The organism is Hungatella effluvii, from assembly GCF_003201875.1.
Lineage (GTDB): Bacteria > Bacillota > Clostridia > Lachnospirales > Lachnospiraceae > Hungatella > Hungatella effluvii.
Window position 1 is genome coordinate 142,503 of the sequence record NZ_QJKD01000008.1, and the last position, 22,529, is coordinate 165,031.

The 22,529-nt window shown below is 46.4% G+C and carries 25 protein-coding genes; 4 read left to right on the forward strand and 21 right to left on the reverse strand.

Going from position 1 to position 22,529, the window contains the following annotated elements:
* Positions 1-96: 96 nt before the first annotated feature.
* The 9 genes from DFR60_RS16260 to DFR60_RS16300 form a co-directional block, all read right to left on the reverse strand.
* Entirely contained in the window at positions 97-1,059 is a 963-nt protein-coding gene (locus DFR60_RS16260; RefSeq protein ID WP_146218610.1) for a transglutaminase domain-containing protein, read from the reverse strand.
* A 216-nt stretch (positions 1,060-1,275) separates the two neighbouring features.
* Positions 1,276-1,689, reverse strand: coding sequence for a PIN domain-containing protein (locus DFR60_RS16265; protein WP_167437619.1), 414 nt, complete (start codon positions 1,687-1,689; stop codon positions 1,276-1,278).
* Complete coding sequence (locus DFR60_RS16270; protein WP_110323844.1) at positions 1,673-1,915, reverse strand: hypothetical protein; 243 nt, start codon at positions 1,913-1,915, stop codon at positions 1,673-1,675. The genes DFR60_RS16265 and DFR60_RS16270 overlap by 17 nt, the downstream gene beginning before the upstream one ends.
* A 97-nt stretch (positions 1,916-2,012) precedes the next feature.
* Entirely contained in the window at positions 2,013-5,858 is a 3,846-nt protein-coding gene (locus tag DFR60_RS16275; protein ID WP_110323845.1) for an Ig-like domain-containing protein, read from the reverse strand.
* A 15-nt stretch (positions 5,859-5,873) separates the two neighbouring features.
* On the reverse strand, positions 5,874-7,280 hold the full coding sequence (locus DFR60_RS16280) for a DUF6273 domain-containing protein (RefSeq protein WP_243005096.1): 1,407 nt from the start codon (positions 7,278-7,280) through the stop codon (positions 5,874-5,876).
* A 10-nt stretch (positions 7,281-7,290) separates the two neighbouring features.
* Positions 7,291-7,506, reverse strand: coding sequence for a cold-shock protein (locus DFR60_RS16285; protein ID WP_110323846.1), 216 nt, complete (start codon positions 7,504-7,506; stop codon positions 7,291-7,293).
* A gap of 106 nt (positions 7,507-7,612) precedes the next feature.
* Positions 7,613-8,584, reverse strand: coding sequence for a S1 RNA-binding domain-containing protein (locus tag DFR60_RS16290; protein ID WP_341457963.1), 972 nt, complete (start codon positions 8,582-8,584; stop codon positions 7,613-7,615).
* A gap of 276 nt (positions 8,585-8,860) precedes the next feature.
* Positions 8,861-9,094 (reverse strand): helix-turn-helix domain-containing protein, encoded by a 234-nt coding sequence (locus DFR60_RS16295; RefSeq protein WP_110323847.1) that lies wholly within the window; start codon positions 9,092-9,094, stop codon positions 8,861-8,863.
* 33 nt (positions 9,095-9,127) lie between these two features.
* On the reverse strand, positions 9,128-9,361 hold the full coding sequence (locus DFR60_RS16300; protein ID WP_110323848.1) for a helix-turn-helix domain-containing protein: 234 nt from the start codon (positions 9,359-9,361) through the stop codon (positions 9,128-9,130).
* A gap of 134 nt (positions 9,362-9,495) precedes the next feature.
* Here DFR60_RS16300 and DFR60_RS30455 point away from each other — a divergent pair, with 134 nt between their 5' ends.
* Genes DFR60_RS30455 through DFR60_RS16315 form a run of 4 tightly spaced genes read left to right on the forward strand, consistent with a single transcriptional unit; the run spans position 9,496 to position 10,449 of the window.
* A complete protein-coding gene (locus DFR60_RS30455) occupies positions 9,496-9,657 on the forward strand; it encodes a hypothetical protein (protein WP_167437620.1) in 162 nt (53 codons plus the stop codon).
* A gap of 20 nt (positions 9,658-9,677) precedes the next feature.
* Entirely contained in the window at positions 9,678-9,839 is a 162-nt protein-coding gene (locus DFR60_RS16305) for a SymE family type I addiction module toxin (RefSeq protein WP_167437621.1), read from the forward strand.
* Positions 9,836-10,135, forward strand: coding sequence for a DUF6809 family protein (locus DFR60_RS16310; RefSeq protein WP_110323850.1), 300 nt, complete (start codon positions 9,836-9,838; stop codon positions 10,133-10,135). The genes DFR60_RS16305 and DFR60_RS16310 overlap by 4 nt, the downstream gene beginning before the upstream one ends.
* Before the next feature lie 14 nt (positions 10,136-10,149).
* Entirely contained in the window at positions 10,150-10,449 is a 300-nt protein-coding gene (locus tag DFR60_RS16315; RefSeq protein ID WP_110323851.1) for a hypothetical protein, read from the forward strand.
* Positions 10,450-10,529: 80 nt separating this feature from the next.
* On the opposite strand, the gene DFR60_RS16320 is transcribed toward DFR60_RS16315, so the two are convergent.
* The 12 genes from DFR60_RS16320 to DFR60_RS16370 all read right to left on the reverse strand — a co-directional run bounded on the left by DFR60_RS16320 (position 10,530) and on the right by DFR60_RS16370 (position 22,521).
* The gene (locus DFR60_RS16320) at positions 10,530-10,820 is read right to left on the reverse strand and encodes a hypothetical protein (RefSeq protein ID WP_110323852.1); all 291 of its coding nucleotides are present in this window, start codon (positions 10,818-10,820) and stop codon (positions 10,530-10,532) included.
* A gap of 254 nt (positions 10,821-11,074) precedes the next feature.
* Positions 11,075-13,009: a VirD4-like conjugal transfer protein, CD1115 family gene (locus DFR60_RS16325; RefSeq protein WP_110323853.1), complete on the reverse strand. Its 1,935-nt coding sequence runs from the start codon at positions 13,007-13,009 to the stop codon at positions 11,075-11,077.
* The gene (locus DFR60_RS16330) at positions 12,999-14,069 is read right to left on the reverse strand and encodes a DUF6017 domain-containing protein (protein WP_110323854.1); all 1,071 of its coding nucleotides are present in this window, start codon (positions 14,067-14,069) and stop codon (positions 12,999-13,001) included. The genes DFR60_RS16325 and DFR60_RS16330 overlap by 11 nt, the downstream gene beginning before the upstream one ends.
* A 276-nt stretch (positions 14,070-14,345) precedes the next feature.
* A complete protein-coding gene (locus tag DFR60_RS16335; protein WP_110323855.1) occupies positions 14,346-14,714 on the reverse strand; it encodes a hypothetical protein in 369 nt (122 codons plus the stop codon).
* A 66-nt stretch (positions 14,715-14,780) separates the two neighbouring features.
* A complete protein-coding gene (locus DFR60_RS16340) occupies positions 14,781-15,359 on the reverse strand; it encodes a DUF1989 domain-containing protein (protein WP_110323856.1) in 579 nt (192 codons plus the stop codon).
* Positions 15,360-15,407: 48 nt separating this feature from the next.
* Positions 15,408-15,923, reverse strand: coding sequence for a hypothetical protein (locus DFR60_RS16345; protein ID WP_110323857.1), 516 nt, complete (start codon positions 15,921-15,923; stop codon positions 15,408-15,410).
* Between the two features lie 84 nt (positions 15,924-16,007).
* Entirely contained in the window at positions 16,008-17,111 is a 1,104-nt protein-coding gene (locus DFR60_RS16350) for a hypothetical protein (protein ID WP_146218611.1), read from the reverse strand.
* A gap of 184 nt (positions 17,112-17,295) precedes the next feature.
* The gene (locus DFR60_RS16355; protein ID WP_110323859.1) at positions 17,296-18,033 is read right to left on the reverse strand and encodes a DUF6100 family protein; all 738 of its coding nucleotides are present in this window, start codon (positions 18,031-18,033) and stop codon (positions 17,296-17,298) included.
* A complete protein-coding gene (locus DFR60_RS16360; RefSeq protein ID WP_110323860.1) occupies positions 18,002-18,526 on the reverse strand; it encodes a DUF5697 family protein in 525 nt (174 codons plus the stop codon). The genes DFR60_RS16355 and DFR60_RS16360 overlap by 32 nt, the downstream gene beginning before the upstream one ends.
* A 127-nt stretch (positions 18,527-18,653) precedes the next feature.
* Positions 18,654-21,323, reverse strand: coding sequence for a VirB4 family type IV secretion system protein (locus DFR60_RS16365; protein ID WP_207659544.1), 2,670 nt, complete (start codon positions 21,321-21,323; stop codon positions 18,654-18,656).
* Positions 21,214-21,645 carry a hypothetical protein gene (locus DFR60_RS30685; protein ID WP_207659545.1) on the reverse strand — a complete coding sequence of 144 codons (432 nt, stop codon included), beginning with the start codon at positions 21,643-21,645 and terminating at the stop codon, positions 21,214-21,216. The genes DFR60_RS16365 and DFR60_RS30685 overlap by 110 nt, the downstream gene beginning before the upstream one ends.
* A gap of 96 nt (positions 21,646-21,741) precedes the next feature.
* Positions 21,742-22,521 carry a hypothetical protein gene (locus tag DFR60_RS16370; protein WP_110323861.1) on the reverse strand — a complete coding sequence of 260 codons (780 nt, stop codon included), beginning with the start codon at positions 22,519-22,521 and terminating at the stop codon, positions 21,742-21,744.
* Between the last annotated feature and the right edge of the window lie 8 nt (positions 22,522-22,529).

Sequence of the window (22,529 nt, forward strand, 5' to 3'; positions counted from 1 at the left end):
ATACAAAAAACACATCCGGCAGATTCCTCTGTCTGGATGTGTTTTTTCATTCATATTATATTGTCTATAGACACTGAAATTAAGTATTACGTCTTTCTAAAAACTGGGATTATCATACTCAATGTCACAGAACGGGCAAGTCCATGCTGATTCTCTCGCTCCAAAAGTGTAGTTGGTGCCGCAAACCGGGCAGGAAAATCGTCTCCGATCTAAATAAAATGAAGGTGAGGTTCCTATTGTGGAAACATCTATTCCTTTCCATTCCCCATCAATCATCACACTATTCCACACATGGGCAGCATTTTCACTGATGCCGCACCGCAGGCCAACTGCATTGCTCAACAGTTTATAGGTTCTTGCAAAACCAACACATTCTGATTTTCCCAATACCAGTACCCCATATATAGTATCTGAATCCGGTTTGAATTCTCCTGTGTCATAAACTGCACGTTCCTGGATATATTCATATACACGTTCTGCTTTTTCCCTGTCGCTCAGCTGATAATTAAATCCAGTTATAAACTCTGCAGTTTTCTGATAGACGGCCGCCTCTTTTTCATTCAGCGCACTTACCGGATAAATTCCTCTGACAGCCGCTAAAATGCGAATATCCGACATCCCCCATCTGCCAAGTTCCTCTGCATAATCTGTCTCATCATCAAATATAAGGCCAAGGAAATCTTCATCTAAATAATAACCATGATCATCATATGGAGTGGTAAATCCCCTTTCATCAATAACGGAATCCGGCCCCAGCCATGCCCCATCACTGCCAACTTTGTAACCATCCGGCGTGACGCTATCCCTCTTCATAGCTCCAGTCACACCCATGAAATAATCCTTTCCATCATGATTGACCCAGCCAATTTTCATATATCCGTTGGAGATATAATATAATTCCCCTTTATCCTCCAGCCAGCCGTCTCTCTGGTAGCTTCCGTCATCCCGCACATATTTCCAGCCACCATCATCACCCACCCACTTTCCTGCAAATACGGGAATCGCCATCATGCATGATAGAATCAGTGATACTGCAGCTACATATATTGTTTTCTTCACCTTATCCACCTCCAGCTTAATTTTTAAAATGTTTATCCACCAATTCATTATCATCATATCAAACTGGACTTCCCTGCGTCTACTGCATTATAAAAAAACAAGACTTTTGCAAATTTTTTAGGATGACACTACCTTATTCCCTAAAATTCCACCGATGCCAACGGTATAGGAAAAACAAGATACCCGCACTTTTCATACAGGTATCTTGCTTATCTCTTATTCATTCAACACCTCTAAAAACGCTTCCGGTGTGATCGGCTGCGGCTGGCTCCCCTCATAATCTTTCACGTTCCTCGTGATGATATAACGGGCATGATTATGTGACGCAACCCGATGCTGGACACAGTCCTCAAAATCTTTCCAGCCGCAATCCAGCGCCGCCCTTATGTCGTCCCCGGTTACATCAGCCACATCAATCAGGCTTAATATTGTTTTAATGCTCTCTACTGTACTGGCGCGGTCCTTTATCTGACGGTTTAAAATATAGTAAATATCCGTTACCGCTGACGCAGACAGAAAACCTCTGATGGTTCCTCTCCCTGACATCTGCAGAATCCGACCTGAAGCTTCCATTCCCGGCCGCTGCATCAAAACGTCCAGAATTACATTCGTATCAATCAATACCTGCATATTTCCCAAGCCTCTCATTCCGGTAGTCATCTAAAGACATCCCTTCGTCCGGGATTATCCCTGTTATTTTCTTCAAGGCAGCTTCCACATCAACTTCCTTTTTCTGTTTTCTTTTATCTGCAAGTGGCAACACAATCACCTCCACGTCCATATTTTCCATTGACTTTGGCACCGCAAACAGGGTCTTCAGCCTGTCGCTGTTTATGATTTCTCTTAATACTTCCATGGATTGCACCTCCTTTTGCTGCATTTCAACCAGTATCTTCTAAGCTAATTATATCCTAAACCAGTTATCAATACAACAAAAATTACAGCAGGAGGAATCAAGGCCGCCATATGCCATCCGCTCCCACCGTATATCCGTCCAGTGTATTCCTGTTCACATACAGAGAGCCGCGCGTACCGTCCGATACCGGATTGAAATAGAACCAATTCCCCTCAATCGTATACCAGCCTGTTACCATGTGGCCCTGGGTTCCGTCACTGACATTGTGCAGGAAGTACCGGTTTCCATCCTGATCGGTAAACCAGCCCGTCTGCATATAACCAGCCTCGTCAAAATGGTACCATTCCAATCCGCCATTGTAGCCAAGCTGCACCCAGGCATTCTTCGGATAGCTGCCGTCCGCATACCGGAACCACCAGCCTGTGTTATCCTGAAGCCAGGCGCCCGCCGGCCCCGCCTCTGTAACTGCTTTTGGTCTGCCGGAGCCGGAAGAACTGCTGCCACCGCCGCCTCCGCCTCCGGAAGAACCGGAACCGGAATAGGTCTGGTCTGTTGTTTTATATCGGAGAATCACCTTACAGCTTCCCTGAATTCCTCCGTCCTCTGCTGTCGCCACAACGGCCGCCTCTGTACTGCCTGACGCACCGTTTAAATCCTGAATCCATTTGGCTTCATGGTTCACTGTAACCAGCCCGTCTTTTACAGTTAGCAGGCTTGGGTCGCTGACACTCCACGTATAATTTCTGTTATCCGCGGCTTCCGGCAGTACCGATGCGTTAATCTTCTGCGGGGGAGTGATATTCCAGGTCAGGGTCGGACTGTTTCTCCTTCCCTCCTTTACCAGTTCCATCTCAAATACCAGCTCCGCCTTATCCATCTGCACTTTTTCCGGATGTACAACCGTAAGGTCCGTGGTGGTAAATGTGATATCCGCCTCACACGTATCCTTATGCTGCCCGTCCTCTGTTGTCACGGTCACGAAGCCCTTCTTGCCGCCGGCGGCAGTGGAAAGCGCATATTTATTATCTTTCAGTCTGGCCTCATCCGTTGCAATCAGCGCCTGAATCCATGCGGAATCCTGATTTACCTCCACGCTTCCTCCCTGGTCCGCAGTCAGCACGGAACCGTCATTCGTCTCCCAGACAATCTTTTTATTGTCTGCCTGGTCCGGCGCAATGACTGCGTTCAGCTTTTGCGGCGGCGTCACCACATACCGGACAGACGGGTTTAAGCGGTTCCCCTCCATGATTTTCTCTATGGAAAATGTCAGATTTTTCTTATCCAACTGCACGCCTTCCACACGGACAACCGTATGGTCCTCTGTAGAAAAATTAATGTTTACCGCACAGACCGCCTGCTTCCCGCCGTCCACAGTTGCAGCCGTTACATAGGTAGAGCGGTTCCCTGCGGCTATGGAAGATGCATATGGGTTCAGTTTTAAGTTTTCCGTGTCCACATTTACCAGGTCTTCAATCCATCTGGCCTGGTTATTCACGCTCACAAGCCCGTCACGGTCCACAGTCACCATGTTATCATCGCCGGCTTTCCAATTTACGGCTTTATTATCCGCATACTCCGGCGTGATGGTCTCATAAAGCCTCTGCGATGGTGTAACCCGGTAAGTCACCTGCGGCTGGAGGCGGTTTCCTTCCAGCACCCGGACAACATCAAATCCGATTTCCGACTGGTTCAGCGTAATATTGGACACCGGCACCGTGGTTTCGTCTGTTATTTTAAAATCCACTGTCACAAGACAGCTTGCGCGCTTCTGCCCTGCTTCTGTTGTCACAGTAACCGAGGCATAATTTTTTCCCTCTGTCATAATCGGTTTTGACGGATATAATTCCTGGTTCGTTACACCGGCCTTAATCAAATCCTGAATCCATTTCGCCTCCCGGTTTACGGTAACCGTTCCCTTATCATCCACGGAAATCACGTCGGTCGATGAGCCATCGGTATCTTTTACATTCCATACCACATTTTTATTGGCAGCGGAATCCGGGATGACTGTGGCTGTCACCTGTACCGGATCTGTTATCTTCCAGGCAATCTGGGGATTCCAGCGCGAGCCGCTTCTAATCTGTTCCACACCAAAGGCCAGCTTGTCCTGACTTAATATGACTCCGTTTGTCATAGCCCGGTATTTAGCCGAAACCGTGATGTTCTCATCCGGCATAGTGAAAAAAACATCCGATGCCTCCGCGTTGATTTCCTCATGTTTCCCGCCGTCATCGGATACCCAGGTTAAGGACCCCGGCTCCAGTTCATAATACACCGGCGGGTCACTCTCTGTATCATTTACCGGGCTTGTGTAGACCAGGACCTTAGTTCCTGCCGCAATCGCTCCTGGATTTGCCCAGTTGATTTCCTTTGCATAGTTATTCTGGGACTCCATAACAGACAGGATTCCATTGTCAACAGAAGGGACCGTCACCAGATAGCCCCTTACCGGATCTCCTGTCTTACTGGCAGCAAAGTGATGGATATTGCTGTCCCCAACCGTTAAAACTCCTTCTTCCAGCTCCTCATAGAAGAACCGGCTGGTCTGCTTTACAAAGCTGCCCATCTGATAGAGGGAGAAATCCCGGTTGTTGGAATAATAGGCTCCAATATGGTGTTCCAGCCGGATTTGCGGGGTCAGCTTATTTCCAAATGGATTCAAGGCGTATTTGTCCTCTGAATTAGCAAAAAGGTATTCCAGATGATCTCCCAGCTCCACATTTCCACCCTCAATATATCCGATAAACAATCCTGCTGTTTTGAGTGCCGAGGAAGTGGAAGCCCCGATGGTTCCTGCGAACCGCCCATTCTTTACCCTTCCGCTCTGCATACGGCCCACAAGCCCGCCAATATAGTCCGCGGACGTACTTCCCACTTTTCCTTCCACATAGCAGTTGTATACCTGGCTGTCATAGATATTTCCACAGATTCCACCGACACTGCCTTCCGAGTAAAGGGAGCTGTAGCTGTCATTGGTGTCATTTACGCAGTCGCCAATAAAGGTGGAATGTGCGGAGCCGCAGATTCCTCCCGCATATGCTTCCAGGCTGCCGGAAATATCCGTTCCCCCCAGAATACTTCCTGTATTTTTACAATCAGAAATCATGCTGTCATACGCCTCGCCTGCGATACCGCCCAGGACGCCCGCGGCCCGTACCTGCCCGGAAGAATAACATTCTGTGATAACCGTGTCATTGGCTTCACCCACAATGATTGCAGCCTTATTTGCGGCATTTATCTGTCCGTCTACTGTCAGGTTCCGGATAGACGCTCCGTATGTATATCCAAACAGGCCCGCATAACTTTGGCTTGTATCACTGATTTTCAAGTTGTACACCCGGTAACCATTTCCATCCAAGTTACCTTTAAACGGATATGGCTCTGCGTCAGACAGGCTCCGGTAATACCCGATTGGGAGCCAGGAGGCGCTGTCATTTAAAGAGATATCCTTGGTCAGCTCAAAATAGCAGTCCTCATATCCATCCACCTCCCCGTTTGCCACCTGATAGGCCAGCAGCTTCAAATCTTTATCATTCCGCAGCAGATAGGGGGATTCTTCCGTTCCCTCTCCGTCAAAATGATCCGACATCTCTATGCCGCCCCACAAGTCTCCCGCCATCATCAGGGCATTGGAAGGTGTGGCTTCCCGAAGTTCTTCCCACTTTGCTGCCTCCTTCTCCACAGGGACCGCTTCCGATGGAGTTGCCGTTCTTTTATCCTCCGGCTGTTCTTCTCCCAATTCTCCGTTTTCCCTGTGCTCTGCCTCTGTGATTTCTGAATCCCTTCGCGCCTCTGAGCCGCTTGCGATATGTATTTCCTGGTCAGAGCGTTCCATGACCGACGCATAGGATGGGAACGCGGCCCCCGCAGACGAAATCCCCATTACTGCAATCAGCGTCCAGGCAGTCAAAACGGCTGACCCCTTCTTTATTCTCTTATCCATGTTCTCCTCCATATTTTATTCTGATTGATACGCAACAAATGCCGGCCGGAACCCAATACTCTGACTGCTTACCTCTCCTGACGAAACACGGCCGTCCCAGGACACCTGATAAGCCCGTTTTCCTCCGGTTACCGGTGTCCTGAGCCAGTATCCCATCGTATAGGTTCCTGCATTTACATAGTTATTACCATCGGCCCCGTGAAGCTTCCACAAAGAGTCTCTATACCGTACCGCCTCCTCCAGGGATAAGCAGAACAGTTTATCTGAAGAATCCACCGACCGCACCGCTGCCTTGGTAAAACGGTTCAGAGCCGTTTCATAGCCTGACGTTGCTCCGGTATAGGAATAGCACACAGTTGTGGCGGTATCCATAATATTCTCCCTATTCTCCAGACTGGTGTTCAGCCACAGCCTCAGACTGGAACCGCTCCAACTGCTGTCTGCCATATCGTAGACAGCCCTGTCACCGCCGATTATCTCATCACACAAAAACAAAGCCCCACGCCTTTTAGCTGCGTCCATATAATCCGGGTCAATGCATCGGAATGTATAGGTGGTTCCGGCAATGGTCCGTTCCTGTACGTCTCCGGTATACCAGAGGCGGTCTTGTGTGGTATTTTCTCCTGGCTTTTTCAGCACATAGGCCGGACGGATTCCAGCCTCCATCGTGGTAGTCTGTTCTGCTGCAATGTGTCCGTTATACTGGACCAGATACGCATGATTTTCAGAAGACATGGTACTTGTCCAGTAAAACCGGCTTCCCGTATCGGGCATCCAGGGCTGTAAGGTATAGGATTTATACGGTTCACTTCTGACTTCAGCCAGGGAGAGGCAGAACACCCGGTCACTGATACTGTCATTCCCCTCGGACAGCCTGAGCGGAAGGAGATGATCTGAAACAGATAAACCATCGGCAAACTGTAGGTTCAGCCAATTCCGGATTCCGGAGGTATCATACCCCATATCTGCACCAAAGCCGGAGCAAATAGAGTAAGGAATCACCTTATCCGCCAAAAGAAGCTGACCGCCCTTGTAGTCTTCATCAATACAGGTAAATATCATTTCTCCCCACTCGCCTGGCAGTTCTGTTTTCACGGTCTGTTTTTCTCCTTTTTGCAATAACTCCAGGATCTCGCCGCATCGGTCACATAAAAAATCCCCGTCCCCATCACAGTGTCCCAGCATAGGAAGAACGATTTCTTCCCTGTAATCCTGACATAACCGGCACGTCACAATCCGGCTCCCATTCATAAGGCATGTGGGTTCTGTCTCCTCCATCACCAAATCATGCACATGTCCGCCCGATACAGGGCTGCCGGCATTGGACGGAGTCGCTGTTTCGCTTCCAAAGGAAGGAAATGTACACATAAGAAAAAGAGCGGCCATGACTCCCGCCGCCCTGATGTTATTTTGTCTTTTCATCGCTCTTCGCCTACTCTTTCAAAACTACGTTCTTCGCAACACAGCGGTGTTCTTCATCTTCCCCCGCTTCAAAGCTTACCTCCTGTCCGCTCCTAAGCTTCCGAAATCCATCCATCTGAATCTCGGAAAAGTGGACATAATAGTCAATCCCGTCCTGATCTGTGATAAATCCGAATCCCCTTTTTGCATCAAACCACTTGGTTGTTCCTGATAATATTTCTGGCATATTGTTCACTCCTATTCCGGTGCCTTCCAGCACCTTTCAATTTCTAATATAGAAAAAGCTGGCGTTCTCTGCCTGCTTCCTGACGCCGGTTCCCGGCAGTGATTTCTTACATGCATCTCTTGATGACTCTGGTGATAATCCCCTCAGCCACTTCTGTCTCATCGTTGATTCTGGTAACAAGGAATCCAACTTCGTCCTTGCGCCCTGGCAGGCTTGCAGTGTTGCAGGAATGGGCGACCGCATTCACCCCATTGTTTAAATGGATAAAGTAGGTCCCCTTATAGACATCCGTAATTTTCCCAACATACTTGCCCTGCTTATGCAGCCGCATGAGATTTTCTTTATTGGTATTTGCCTGCGCCTCCTTTGCACTGACTTCAATCTGTATGCGTTCCGGCGATTCTGCATCCATCTTTAAAACCTTTACCAAAACAATATCCCCATTGGCGAATTTGTCATTGGCATCAACCATCCACGCCCAGGCCATGTCTCTCGCTTTCAGGGAACACTCCACGCCGAAAATCTCCAGCCGGACCGCTTTGGGCGCCACGGCAATCACTCTGGCCTCCACAATTCTCCCGGGGCGCACCATCGGATACCCGTCTGCGCCTTCTGTAAAGTAAAAAAGCTGCCGTTTCCTTAACATGGCTTCTTTTCTGGACGCTACAATGCTCCGTGTCTTCTGATCCATATCCCGGACAATAAAATCAAGCTCCGCGCCCAGCATATTATTCGCCAGCCGCGTCTGCCTGTTTATGGTATCCGCGTTCTCCCTGCCATCCCCCTCCAGGTTGATCATCATTTCTTCCATTGGTATGATAATCCGGTATCCCTTGTACTGAATGACAGCCACGACCCAGCCGCCCTCCAGCTTTTCAATACCACCGAGCATACCGGATAATACCTTTCTGGTGCGAAACGCATTAGTCAGCTCATGCCAGTTTACATCCTCCTGCTCACGCGGGGGCCTTGGCTGTCCATCGGTATCAACCGTCAGTATGCCCATGTTGGCAGCCATCTGCATTTCTTTTGCTGTTTCCTTCGATATTCTTACCTCTTCCACTTTTTGATTTGGCACTTCAGACCTTCCTTTCCTCTTTATATTTATAGAAACAGAAGGAAATATCCCCCTGTCCTAAACACAGGAACGCAAAAAGCAGCCTCCAAATATTTAGAAGCTGCTTTTTACGTGTAAGTATATAAATTTCATGATATCATTATAAAATAGACCGAATCCTATGTCAATATGGCTGGCGACGCAATGTAGTCGCATTAAGGTCGCATTTTTTACACAGCCCCAAAACAGGAATCGTTAATTTATCTTCCTGTTTCCAATATAGCGTATTTCCATAACTTATTTTTTATTTTCCGGTGGAATGTATTCCAATAAATCCCCAATTTTACAGTCCAGCGCTTTACACAATTTGCACAATACAAATGTGTCTAACCGGGTTATCGTATTGGTGCAATAGTTGTCAATCTGATTCCAGTTCATTGCTGCCTTATGCGACAGCTTATATTTGTTGAAACCGGCATTTGCCATAAGTTCCTCTAAGTGGATTTTAATCGTTCCGTAATCTTCATCCATTTTTTACCTCCAATGATGGCCCAGGCCATAAGCCTACTCTGCTTTTTCCGGTGAAATGTACTCCAACAAGTCCTCAATTCCACAATCCAATGCCTTACACAATTTGCATAGGACAAACGTATCCAACCGAGTTATCGTGTTATTATAGTAATTGTCGATTTGCTTCCAATTCATAACCGCTTTGTGGGAAAGATTATTTTTGTTGTAGCCGGCTTTTTCCATCAATTCCGCTAAATGGATTTGTAATCTGCCGTAATCTTCTTCCATTTCTATCCTCTCCTTCTGTATCTGAAATATTTGCACTTGCATTATTATTGTATAGTTGTTATAGTAAGAATGTAATTTGCAAGAAGTATTAGATAACAAGTAATAGAAACGTGTGTTCTTTAGGAGGGGAGAAAATGGAACTGGACGATTTGAAGGAGCTGATTTTTGACTTTCTCAATGAAAGTGACGGCTCACTGATTGCAGACATTGAAACAATGGAACGTGAAAATACGTTCATCGTTAAGACGGTAGGCGGAAACACATTTGAAATCGAATTTAGGGAATGCCGGATTTAATTCCTTTAGGAAAGCGGAAATTGAAAATTTATGATGGAACTGGGGCACGCATACCGATACCCAAAATTGTGCTGACCAGTAAATGGCTGGAAGAAACAGGCTTTCTAATCGGAACCATACTGAATGTAGATTACCAGCCGGATAAAATCATCATTACAAAGGAGGCAGGAAAACAGCAATGAAAAGTATTTTACAGCAACTATATGACGGAGAAATTTTACCGGGAGAACAATTCAAACCCTACCTAGAGGAATACAAGGAGAAATGGAATAAAATAAGCAATGCGGAATTGGTGTTTACAGAAAAGCTGACCAAACAGCAGGAACAAGAATTTGACGCTCTGATGGACGAGCATGCGCTCCTTATGCCGTTGGAAATGTCCCAGGTATTTATTGATGGCTTCAAATTGGGCGCGCGTATCATGTGTGAAGTCTTTTCCAAGGGGGAAGATACGCAGGATGAATGTTCTACCATGTGAGGGAGGGCCGACAGATGGATACAGACAATATTATAACTATCATTTACGAGAAACGGCTGGATGGTGAAATAAACCAACAGGTTTTGAAAGATCCGGAATATAAAGAGGCCGAGCGGGACTCCGTTATAAAACTAGAAAAGCTGTTAAAAACGAGACTGACAAAGAAGCAGCGCCACCACCTTGACCAGTTTGACAGTTCAAAAAACAATCTGGCTGTAGAGTATGGACGTATCGCCTATTTCCAGGGTATGAAAGACGGCTTCCAGTTATCCCAGATATTGAGCGGAAACCAGGAAACACAAACTAATCACTGAATGAACGAAGCAACCGTTATAACACGGCTGCTTTTTTCATTTCCATTCGTAGAAAGGGTAGTATGCGTATGAAAACACTTTCAAGAAATTCCCTCCCACAACAATCTACTAAAATAAACAAACTTCCCGTCAATCCATCTGCAAATCCGGTGTCCTACCAAGTATTCCTCGCTGCTGCATTCTGGATTATCCCTGTCCCAGCCTGTATCCAATAAAAATGCCTCTACACTCTCATATGGAATCAATGCATTAGCAGCCCGCAACACCACATTCCGATCTGTATAGTCAATATCTACATCAAACTCTGTTTTCATAATTGTTGTAAAACCCAGACGAATTACCGGATTTTCGTATATCATTAGTCCCTGCATGGCAACCTCCTCTTTTAAACGCCAGAACCTTGGCAAACTCTTAGATTACAGCAATCCTCCTCAATCTGCACCACCTCTTTTCTTTATTGCGGAGAGCAGTACCGCCCTGCTGTCATCTGGTAAAGCATCCAGATATGTTCTTTACACCACTCCGCGGCAATCTGAGCATATGCAAATGGAATAAATAAAAGAAAAAGGCGCACTGTGCCGGAACGCCTTAATCTTCTCCAAAATTTGATGGATTCTCTAACTGGTTAATGAAACAAATCCTCTACCCGCTCTATCCGCCCATGTTCCTGCTGATTGGGAGCTTCCTCTTCTGCTGCCTTCCTACCCGCACCTGACCTGGCCTGTTTTCCTGAACCCATACGGGTATGAATAGTCAATGTCTCCTCTTTCTGTTCAAAGCCGTCAGGAGGGGAATCCTCTTTCCCCACATCCTTCACACACTTATCCTCCGACTCTGCCACCTTTCCCTCTTTCCGCCATTCCGGAGTATGTACATCTGTCTTTTCCGGTTCCAGAAACTTTGCCTCCGGGTGTCTGGTATAATCAAGTTTTTTTACCCGCAATACTTTCTGGCCCCGGATGATTAGCAATGCCTGGTCAAGCGGGAACCGCAGCACCTCGTCAGGAAGCAGCAGCATCCGCTTTCCCACAGAGGAAGACTCCGTATAATCCGGAACATAATCTGTCATTCTCATGGTCTGGAAGCTTTTGCGGATAGAGGATACCCCTACCGTAACCTCTCCGGAACGGCCGCTGAAATAGGTTGCGGTCGTCATATCATTGCAGCCTAAAAATAACGAAGTATCACACCCACCCAAAATCTCCTCCCACTGCCCGTCCGGATACCGGTTCTGGAGCTGGGGTATGTTTTGGTACAGGATACACATTCCGATCTGTCTGCTTCTGGCTGTAGCGAGTTTTTTCTTGAAATCCGGCACTACTCCTATGTTTGGAAATTCATCCAGAATAAAGAAAACCGGAACCGGCAGCTTCCGATCCGGCTGCCGGTCGGCAAAACGTACCAGCTTTATACACAAAAATGAGACAAACAGCGTTGCCAGAACATCAAACGTGGAATCTTGATCCGATGTAATGCAAAAATAAGCACATTTTTTCTGCCCCGGCAGCGTTAAGTCAATGTCCTTATGGCTTGTAATTTCCTGCACCAGCTTATTCTGCATAATCTGCAGCCGGGTTCCCAGACCCAGAATTGCATTTCCCTTTACCTTCTCCGCTTTGGAAAACAGCCGATACGACCCCTTGGCCGGATGGTTTTCCGGAAGGCCGTCAAAGGTTGCGTCCAGTGCCTCCAGACTCTGGTTTAAAAGCAGCTTATAAGCCTCCGGAAACGTCCGGTCCCCATCGTGATACTCCCGGTAAACATACAAGCAGAGCGCCTTTAGCAGGTCCATCTCTGTGTTATCATAAAAATGGTCAAACTTGTCCGTCGTATTCCGGATCACCACATCCACAAAAATGTCAATCAGTCCGCCATCATCAATCTCAGCCAGGCAGTCCCAGGCGTCCGAATTTTCAAGGCTGATTAAATTCCACTGCTTCACGATATAATCATGGTTTTTTAAGTAGGCGACCATATCCTCATAGAGTTCTGATTTGGGATCTGTCACGAACATGCTTTCCCCACGTTTTACACATTGCAGAATCATGTTTCTGGAAACAGCTCTGGATTTCATGCTTCCCTGAGAACCGCACACAGCGAAATTCCGGTTGAGCATGGAATTTTTCGGCAGGCTGATTACCTGCTCATTGTCGATATCCAGTCCCAGAAGGATTCCGTCCACATTCTTTAAATCCTTATCAACCGCCAACACCTTTGCCCGCTCCTCTTTTGTCATGTAGCCGGCAGTTCCATAAGTCCCCTTCCTGGAATACTCAAAATTGCGTTCCTCGTCCAACTGATCTTCTGCGGCATTTCCCCGGTAAATGACTACCCCTCCGATTATCAGAAAAAGAAACAGGGATAACACGGTATTCTTTAACCCTGTCACAGTAAACATGCCATAATACAGGCAGATAAACGGTTGAAACCGCATGGAACCTGCATCTTTAAAAACCTGTGTCAGCAGACCTCCCACATAAAAAGCAAGCACGAAAAAAGACAGGCCAAACAGAATCCGCTTCACTGTTTTCCTGTCCATCTGTTTTATTTTATCCCACATTGACCGACCGTCCACCACCCTTCCCTTCACTGTTCGCGGTGTGATACTGAACCAGATTCCCATAATAATTGCCCAGAGTATTGACCGCATTGTACAGGCTTGTGATGATTACCGCCCGGATATTATGGGCCTTCCTCTCATTCTGGCCCAGAGAGTTCAGCACATACTGGATGTGAAACAGATTCAGCTTATAAAATTGCGCCTTAACCAGTTCCACGCTCCTATCTTCCTTGTTGACCCTGATAGTCTCCGTCTTTGATGTCAGGACATCGACTGCAATCCGGACTATTTCATCAAGACGTTCATCGTCCGGGGCATCATGCTTTAGTGTTCCATACTCAATCTGCTCCTTAAACCGTTCTTCCACCTCCTGATAAGATAAGATGGGATAATCTCTGTTGTAATCTTCTGGAGTAATCTCTGTATTTGTCCCACCGGTTTCAGTTGGAGGTCCCCCGTATTCTGGTGGTACCCTCCCACTGATTCCAGTGACACCTCCCCCTGATTTCAGGGGGATATCCAACTTATTCCCGTGATACGCTGCACATACTCCAGGGGTATCACTTATTTGAGTGGGATATCCCCCGGACTTCTGTTCTGCTGTCGTTTCCTCGCATAGTTCCTCTGCCGGATACGTCAGTGCAAGAAGAACTTCCACATCTAAATCAAGGAACAGGACATTGGGCACCTGCTGCCCATTGATACAAAGAGTCCTGAACACCCGTCTAATCAACACCAGTTTTTCCAGCTCCACAACGGCATTATTGGCATCCCTCTTGGAAATCCCAAACTGATCTGCCAGCTGCTGGTAGCTTCTCTGTAATAAGTCCGAGTGGAAGCGCTTCCGAAAACCGATGAGCTGTCCGCTCCCCTCGTCCCTGATTTCCGCCGCCCGATACCAGTATACAATATCAGAGAGGATTACGATTGCGTTTAAATACGGCTTTCCAGTTGATTTGCGTATGGTCTTGTACCAGGCTGCTGGTATGATATTACCTGTGATGTTGATTCGGCTCATCCGGTCCACGGTTCGATTACCGGTTGTGAAATCACTGTCCATAATAGCCTCCCTCACTTTTTTGCATGAAAAAACGGCTGGTGTCAACCAACCGCTCAATGTTACTCATATTTTACTTGTTAAACACTTTATTCTTTCCTGTACCGATACACACTAATACAGATGGTAAATCAACAGATTATCACTTTCTACGCTCTCCAGCTTAATAAAGAAACACTGCCCCCTTTCCGCCTCACCACAATCCTCTTGATAAACTTTTCTTCAAAATTCTCATATGTTTTTATTTGACATAATCCAAATTGACCAATCATGGACATATTAAATCTCCTCATCTTCTTCGGACCGGAAATTATGGTAGTACAATACAAAACTGTCTATAATCTCTTGACGAGAACCAGTAAACTGCGTTTCAACCCCACCGTTATTCAAGCTGTCAATCCACTCTCCGTCAATCATACAGCCAACCTCCATATTGATGCTATACTTAACTTTTTCAAGCAGAGTAACATCAGAAATATCACCAAGACAATATAAATAACCACATAATAATCGAATATATTCAGAACTGCCCGGCTGATAATTCACTATTTCCTTCTGTAATAAATCAATTATCTCCCATTTGGATATATAGTTAAATTGAAAACCGTATTTTATTATAATTTGCTCTGCCCGCTGTTCATTTGTCATATTGGCAATTCGCCGCTAACACCCCAATTTCTCTCTTAGTTTAATCCCTTTCAAACTGGAATTGTTTTAATCAACAATAATTTTGACAGGAGAACATTTACCACTATTACACTTACTTTCAGAAACACTACAAGCGGCAATTCCCATTGTAATATCCATTAATGCTTTTAATACAATTTTGTCACCCGCTTTGGAAACCGGTTCTTCCACTGAAATGCTGCCATTGGTGTTGATTTTTGTATGCATGAACAAGTTGACAGGTGTGATAATAGCACGTTGTTCTTCAAGCGCCTTATTGATATTGTCAAAGCAGTTTGGGTGTTCTTCGCCGTTGTGGTAGAAGAAGTCATACATTTCCGTCCGACAACACGGGTGGAGCAAATCGTGTTCTCCAACATCATCAATAAGCACTTTTATCATGGGATGATATTGGTTCGTATAAATAATATCTCCAATATTTAATTTCAGAGATTCGTTACAATCAATCGTCACTCCGGTTGAAAGAAATTCATTTGCATTTCCATTCACTTCGGCAAAAAAATCCACCACTTGCCCGCCTTCAATATCAATCACTGTAATACTTTGACCTTGCTTAACATCAATTTTCATTCCCGAACACACCGGAATTATATACTCTTTACTCATTGTATTTGCCTCCCAACTTCAAATTCAGGGGTTATCAATAAAACTATTCTATCCAATGTACTCTTTCCAAGTTTTATCATATAATTGTTCACAACACACTTCCCTTAGTAATAATCTGAAAATTCTCAGAAAATTAAGATTAATATTACCATCATCCTTTTCGTATATATAACGCCAATAATCGAAAGTGTTAGAAATACTTTCCAGCAGTTCATCAAAAATACTCTTATTTGGAGATCTAAAAAATTCTTGCATTTTTAGCTCAACTAATGTCGTAGTTTCACAATCCTTTTCTTTGAGTAATACCCATAATTTTTTCAAATCATGACCATCACACGCTTTTTTACCTCTCATTTCTTTGACAGATACATCATGAATAACTAAAAGAGTTTTAATAAATACCTCACAAGCAAAAGCAGAATTGACAATACCTGACACAGTATGAGAATTAAATCTGTATTCAATAATATTATTAGGCTCTATTTCACAACATCTTGCACAATCAGAAAAAGCACAAGCCTGCTTGAACATTCGATGTGGATCTAACACAATCTTTTCTCCCATATAGTATTCTCCTCTAAAAATTGCATCTACTGCCGCAACATATAAATGATTATAAAACATTTTTCTCTATATTGCCACCCCCTCCTAACCTCCTTCCAAGTATCGTATGACCTTCTCCCTCACAACCCCTTTCACAACAGCTTCGCCTCCCATATATGCCCCCAGCGCCTCCGCCTGATAATCAAAACAGTAAATGATTCCCCTTCCTTCCCGTTCTATTTTCCCCCTGACTCTCTTTAACCTCCATAATTCCAAATCATAGCAAAAATACACTGGGTTCCCATCACAATCCACGCCATCATCTAACACTCCATCTGTTCTATTTACCTTCCATAATGCAGTGCATAAGAAATCCCGCAGCTTCCTGTCCTCCTCCGGTTTTACCAGCAGCCGCACCTGTATCTGCGCCTCCTTAATCAGCGGTATAAAATAAATCTGTTCATAGATATCGTCCAACGCAAACAGGTTCCCCTTTATTCCACCGTCACTTTCTAAAATCCTTACAAGCATGTCCAGCCGATTCCCAAACATCACCGCATCAGCCGGCGAGCGATACCCCTTATTCCGAAACACCGCCTCCAGACGGCTTCGCATGGTACGCTCTGTTTTCTTTGCCCACTTCATCAGACTGTCCATGGAATTATACACAATATATGGTTTCATGGAAGTAAGCAGCACCCCACAGGCCCTGGAGCCGCCAATCTCCTTCGCCATACCACTTTTAAACTCCAAAGTGCCATAATATCCCCCCATACCCGTCCGAATGGTCTTCTGTCCCTCCCCGGACGGAACAGGATGGAACATAGGGGAGAAAAAGTCCGGTTTACTGCTCTTATAAACTGGAACACCGGCTACAGACAAATAGATCCACACCATACTCATCCGATACAGCCTCAGCCGTTTATCCGGTTCGCTTTTTATATGGTTCGTCTCCACGGAGCCGCAGAGAAACGAGGCGAAATCATCCGGCCACAGCTCCAGCAGCTTTCTTTTTGCTTTTGCTTTAAGCACATACCCTTTAAGCCCATCTTTCCATCGCAGGCTGATATAACCTTCCCGCTTTAACCTGGTAATCAACGCCGCTCCATAGGAACAGGAGCCGACTGCATATGCCGCCCAATCCGCCGGCATTTCCCCGCTCACTCCAATCAGCATCACCAGGCGGACTGCCTTACTCTCCTGGTCCATATCCACCACCTCACCTGTCTGCCTTTTTATTCCGTATGATTCTAAAACCGTACCCTGCTGACTCCATCCCTGGGTAGAAAATCCAGGAAATCCCAACGCCTGCGCCTTGAAATACCGTACTTTTTTCCGTAACTGTACCCTATCGAAAATCCGGCAGAAAACACAGTCACTTTTTCGATACCCATTACCCGGAGCAGACTGCCTGGTTTTGCATCGTATTCCACAGCCAGCCAGGAAATTTTTCATCCTCCATAATAACCAGATAAGTCCGGTCTTCCTTTCCCAGCATGGTTGTATGATAGCTGTTCAGATAAAGTCCGCTGTCCGTCTTTAAAAAGAAGGTTCCCACCACGTCCAGAATATGTTTTTCCTCCAGATTATCGTGGTCCCTCACTCTGGCAAGAGGAAGTCCGGAATCATATACATGCAGAAAACAGACGGTGCAGCACTCATACTGGGGAACCTCCCCCTCGCTGTCCTCCTGCTGTGCGCGCCAGTGTTTCAGCGCCAAATAGAGCGGCTTATAGATATAATCTGTGTAATCGCTCTTTCTGTGTGGAATCAAAAACGGAAGGGAAATGGTCATAACGCCCTCCCTGCAGTCCACTTTAACTCCGTGAATTCCGATTAAATCCTCCTTATATGCCTCATATTTTCTGGTATCAAAGGTCACTTCCAGCACCAGACGGCGCATTTTCTCCGTCAGCCGTTCCGACAGTCTGGCAGCCTCTAAGATCAGATCATTAAAATTCTCATACTGGCTGTTGATATACTGCTTTGTCCGGGCAGACAAAAGCGTCCTGGCCTCTGCCACTGACAGGTCCAGCTTCCCGGCTGTCTTTTGCACCTCGTCAAGCTGCTGTCCCATCTTTGAGAGGGCATCGGCCTTTTCATGATTTTGTGTAATATTCGACTTCTCCATCTCCTTTCACCAAACAATATCCAATCGCCGGCAAACTCACCTTTTCAATCACTGAAAGGTCGGGGACCGCAATGATATTGCTGCATGAATCCCTGCACTTTCTTTGGAAAACGCTGTTTACCAGTTTTACATCATTCAAACCGATGTACAGGATATCAAATAACTCCTCACCGCTGACAAATATAATGCGGACCGGATACTCGTCCCGGTCCGCCAGAAAATGTTCCGATACCGTCCTTTTTTTCATCAGGCTGATTAACACCCAGAATGCCTGCAGTGTCCCCTCGTCCCTGGCCGCATAGGAATTTTCATTTAAGTACACCATCTTCGTCACCGGACTGCTTCCAATGCGGTTGTCCTTTTCCAGACGTTTCAGCGCCCTGCCCACCGCGCGCTCCTGGCCGAAATACGCATACACCTGTGACTTTAAGAGTACATTATATTTCTTGATTAAATCCAGAACCTCTTTATCCTGTAAAGTCCCTTCCTCCATCCTGACCTCCTGTTGTTTCTGGTCTTTTACGTCTTAATGACGTAATAAAAAACAAATACGCTTTGATGACGTATTAGCACCACAACAAAACACTCAAGCGTTTGCTTATACGCATTATCTGCGTCTTTTATACATCATCAAAGCGCTTTCCCATAGCCCCCTTACCATACCGCTCCAGCCGTTCCCGCAACTCCTTCAAATCCTTCCGGTCCGTGGTAATCAAATCCTTCTCCAACTGGCTTGCCCGAAACTCCACCGTCAGATTATTATTGTTCGTTGAAATCATACCGTTGCCGCGTTCAAACCGCACAATGGACATCATCTCCGCCTCCGATAAATGCAGAACCTCTTTAATCTGCTCCGCCTCGTTATTCTCCATATTCAGAATGATTTTCGTCTTTGCGTTATTGATAATGCCTCTCCCGTACTTCCCGTCCTTCAGGGCAAAGAAATCAGTCAAATCCTGGGTTGCACATACGCCGGAGCCTCCATAACCACGAATAATTTTAAAAATCTCCAACACATATTCCGCCGCCATCTCATTAGAAGCCGCCCCAATGAGTTTCCAGACCTCATCAATGAAAATGGCCTTCTCCACCGTCCGGTCCTCCTTTGCCTTAGACCAGACAAAATCAAGAGCCACAAACATACCGACAGTCAGCAAATCCCCGGACAGCTCCGAAATGTCCAGCACCACATATTTGTTAGATAAATCCACATTGGTCTGCTGGTTGAAGCTGGAGGCGGAACCGTGTACCATGCGGTTTAAAATATTCGCCAGCCTTTTTGTCTCCGCCTTCTCCATCAGCACTTCATGAACGTCTCCAAGAATCGGCATCAGCTTATAGCGTTCCGGCTGTTCCGGGTCAATCAGGCTTTGGTTTTCATGTGTAATTCCCTTTCGGTTATAGGTGATAATCAATGCCTCGTCCAGGAGCTGCTTTTCCTCATGGCTCATATCAGGAATCAGCAGGGAAAAGAAAATATGTAAATCCTGTATTTTAGAGGCAAGCTCAGAATGTTGAATCATAGGCCCGTCTAAAATATCGCTGGCAGCCTTATCTGTCTTGCGTATTTCCATCACATTGATACAGTTTCGGGAAGCCGGGGAAATTTGGATAAAAGAGCCTCCGATGTTCTCGCAGGCTCTCGCAAACTCATGCCCCTTATCCGGGGCAATGATAAATACCTGAATCCCCTTACGCCTCATGCGCAGCGCCATGAGCTGAAGTGTAAAGGTTTTTCCCGCCCCCGTAGTCCCCATGATTGCCATGTTGGCATTTTTATATATCTCCGAATTAAAAATATCCACGATTACCAGGGAGCTGTTCGCCTTGTTAACTCCCATCAGGATTCCGTCCCTGTCCGACATCTCATAACTCGTAAATGGATAGCAGCTTGCCACACCGCTGGTCAGCAGGTTCCGCTTTGATCTCTGGTATAAGTTCTTATCCAGATTGACCAGAGGCAGCGCAGACTGAAATGCACTTTCTTCCTTAAACAGACACGACATGGTATCAATATCCTGGGAATTTAGAAGTTTTTTCATCTCCTTTGCCCGCCATTCAACCTCATCCGCACTGTATCCGGTCACGGTAATCAAAATACTCATATAGTACAGGTCCTCGCTGCTTCCCAGTCCGTTTTTAAGATAATACCCCGCCCGGATGGACTCCGCCAGGTCATCGTAATCACTGTTGGTATCTGACACCTCCTTGATTTTAGAACTGTTCAGACGGATTCTGCGCCCAATCCGCTCCACGCTTTTCGCTTTGTCCTGTTTATTCAGAAACACATCAATATCAATCCCCTCGCCGGCATTTACTAAAAGCGACAGCCAGCCGGCCGGAACACGGCTCCGATAGCCTGCGGAAGGGATAAACAGATACGTGTGGTATACACCGTCCATGACAATATAATTTCCATGCTTAAAATCAATGGACTCCGGCGCAAAAAATTCTGTAACCGGTATGTTTTCCACGCTCTCCTCGCCGTTTTCCCTGATATACCACGCGACCACCTCATTCATATGCTGGCTCAGCGTCTTCATCGTGCTGGTTCTCCGGTTCAAAATGTGGTAAAGCACCTCCACACAAGCCTGCGTGTCGTGTTCCGGGATTATGACCTCGTTTCCGCATTGTGACAAATACTTTTTAGCGGTCTGCACCGCCGTATTCAGGACCGCCACAATATCGTTCTCATTTTGATTGCGGCTGCTCCGGTAAGTCTCATATTCAAAAATCAGAAAAAACCGGCGGGAAATTGCCTCACGGGAACCGACAGACCGAATCAGCGACGCATAGTCCTCCTGTAAAAGCCGGCACCGCTCATCCGCCTCCTTCTCTTTATCCCTGCGGATATTTTCAAGGAATCCGGAGATATCCGCCTTTTTAGACAGCACTTTTATCTGAAGCTTCACAGGCGCAATCTTTAAGTAGCCTACAAAAGCATAGATGATATTCCGCTGTTCAGCCGGGCTTCTAAGCAGAAAGTTGACCGGCGTCACCTCCACAATCTTAACGTGCCTGCCATCACTCGTATGGATAATCCCGTCTGTGATACCTGTTATGGGAATACAACCGGCCGCCAGGGTTCTGGGAACAGGCCCCACATCAACCGGCCCCTCCGGCCGAAACGGCCTGCTGCTTCGTTTTTCTTTTATCTCCTTCCTCTCTTCCGGCCTGGCTTCATCTCTGCCGGCGGCTCTCTTTCTTCTTTCTCTCTGATATGCCCTTTTTATGTTTTTCAACTGGTTGGTCTGCCCCTGGCTGCGCTCTGCCGTGCTTTTGTCCGCCATCTCCGTTCCTCTGCCTCCTCTCTCTGCGTTCTCTGTCCCTGGCAATCTTTTTCAGCCGCCGGCTCCGTTCCAGCCGGTACCCGGTATCCGGAGGCGCCAATACCCTGCGCTGTCTGACATACCGGAAGAAGCTCATCAAAAACGCAGTCAGACTTTCCCCCTGTATTCCAAGCAGGGAAACAATCATAACCGGAAGAATGACAGCCACGCCAATATAGATCTTATTCTTCAAGGTGGTATCCAGCATAGTCAGCGGCTTCAGCATAAAAAATACCAGAATTGCCGTCTCAACAGCATTCCTGGTTCGCAATCTCCCTGACAATACGGTACCCTCCTCCGCAAAATTGGGCGGTATAAAATATAAATCAATTCGCTCTTTTGGTTCTGACACCTTACCAAACCACCTCTTTCCTCTCCTTCATCGTCTGCGCTTCGTCCAGTACCGACAAAGACCATACCCCGCGATAAAAATCACCACCATTAAGTAGATCTCCGGCCAGTGCATTGACGTTATTTCAATCTTCTTATCACTGCTTTCAGGAATAACACGGGAAAATTGTTCCGCTTTTTCAATTCCAGCACCGCTTTCATTTATCCGTTCCCATGCCTCTCTCTGATCAGCCCCATCACCTTCAGGCAAAACCTGTATCTCCATCAGACAGGTATGATTATCCTTTACCTCCAAAACCTCCCCGCCAATGCTGACTGTATAGTATTTTTTGTTCCATACGGCCTCCGCCTCCTTAATCTGATAACGCCCCTCCGGCACCGGCAGATTATAGCGGTACTCATTTTCATAGGTCAGAAAGCAGGTTTTTTCCAAATGCGTCTCCACGTTTTCAATCACTACCCGGATACTGCCGGAAAAATGTCTGATGACTTTTCCCCGAACCGCCAGAGTTCCTGCCGCTGCTTCTGTATCCGTAAAATATGCCTCATAGTCATCCGTCTCCAGAATGTGGTCCGCTTTTACCATGACACTGCCGTCCTCAAATCTTACATAACTCCCATTCTCCGGGTCAAAGGCCCAGCCGTCCTCCAGCATTCTTCCGTCCTCCCCAAAGCCATGCCCTTCCTGCCATTTTACAATGACCGGAATATCCTGGTTTTCCGTCCGGTACTGACTTCCATAGGCAGGCGCCTGGAGAAAAAGCGCCGCCAAAAGTCCCAAAACCATTCGTGTGCTCCCGTATTTCATATAAACAG

Coding starts and splice junctions, on each gene's coding strand:
- DFR60_RS16365 (WP_207659544.1), bottom strand. CDS start 21,323: ATGGCGGACAAAAGCACGGCAGAGCGCAGCCAGGGGCAGACCAACCAG.
- DFR60_RS16295 (WP_110323847.1), bottom strand. CDS start 9,094: ATGGATGAAGATTACGGAACGATTAAAATCCACTTAGAGGAACTTATG.
- DFR60_RS16325 (WP_110323853.1), bottom strand. CDS start 13,009: ATGTGGGATAAAATAAAACAGATGGACAGGAAAACAGTGAAGCGGATT.
- DFR60_RS16270 (WP_110323844.1), bottom strand. CDS start 1,915: ATGGAAGTATTAAGAGAAATCATAAACAGCGACAGGCTGAAGACCCTG.
- DFR60_RS16330 (WP_110323854.1), bottom strand. CDS start 14,069: ATGGACAGTGATTTCACAACCGGTAATCGAACCGTGGACCGGATGAGC.
- DFR60_RS16370 (WP_110323861.1), bottom strand. CDS start 22,521: ATGAAATACGGGAGCACACGAATGGTTTTGGGACTTTTGGCGGCGCTT.
- DFR60_RS16340 (WP_110323856.1), bottom strand. CDS start 15,359: ATGAGTAAAGAGTATATAATTCCGGTGTGTTCGGGAATGAAAATTGAT.
- DFR60_RS16310 (WP_110323850.1), top strand. CDS start 9,836: ATGAAAAGTATTTTACAGCAACTATATGACGGAGAAATTTTACCGGGA.
- DFR60_RS16345 (WP_110323857.1), bottom strand. CDS start 15,923: ATGGGAGAAAAGATTGTGTTAGATCCACATCGAATGTTCAAGCAGGCT.
- DFR60_RS16355 (WP_110323859.1), bottom strand. CDS start 18,033: ATGGAGAAGTCGAATATTACACAAAATCATGAAAAGGCCGATGCCCTC.
- DFR60_RS16360 (WP_110323860.1), bottom strand. CDS start 18,526: ATGGAGGAAGGGACTTTACAGGATAAAGAGGTTCTGGATTTAATCAAG.
- DFR60_RS16335 (WP_110323855.1), bottom strand. CDS start 14,714: ATGACAAATGAACAGCGGGCAGAGCAAATTATAATAAAATACGGTTTT.
- DFR60_RS16320 (WP_110323852.1), bottom strand. CDS start 10,820: ATGCAGGGACTAATGATATACGAAAATCCGGTAATTCGTCTGGGTTTT.
- DFR60_RS16350 (WP_146218611.1), bottom strand. CDS start 17,111: ATGGACCAGGAGAGTAAGGCAGTCCGCCTGGTGATGCTGATTGGAGTG.
- DFR60_RS16265 (WP_167437619.1), bottom strand. CDS start 1,689: ATGCAGGTATTGATTGATACGAATGTAATTCTGGACGTTTTGATGCAG.
- DFR60_RS16280 (WP_243005096.1), bottom strand. CDS start 7,280: ATGAAAAGACAAAATAACATCAGGGCGGCGGGAGTCATGGCCGCTCTT.
- DFR60_RS16300 (WP_110323848.1), bottom strand. CDS start 9,361: ATGGAAGAAGATTACGGCAGATTACAAATCCATTTAGCGGAATTGATG.
- DFR60_RS16275 (WP_110323845.1), bottom strand. CDS start 5,858: ATGGATAAGAGAATAAAGAAGGGGTCAGCCGTTTTGACTGCCTGGACG.
- DFR60_RS30455 (WP_167437620.1), top strand. CDS start 9,496: ATGGAACTGGACGATTTGAAGGAGCTGATTTTTGACTTTCTCAATGAA.
- DFR60_RS16315 (WP_110323851.1), top strand. CDS start 10,150: ATGGATACAGACAATATTATAACTATCATTTACGAGAAACGGCTGGAT.
- DFR60_RS16285 (WP_110323846.1), bottom strand. CDS start 7,506: ATGCCAGAAATATTATCAGGAACAACCAAGTGGTTTGATGCAAAAAGG.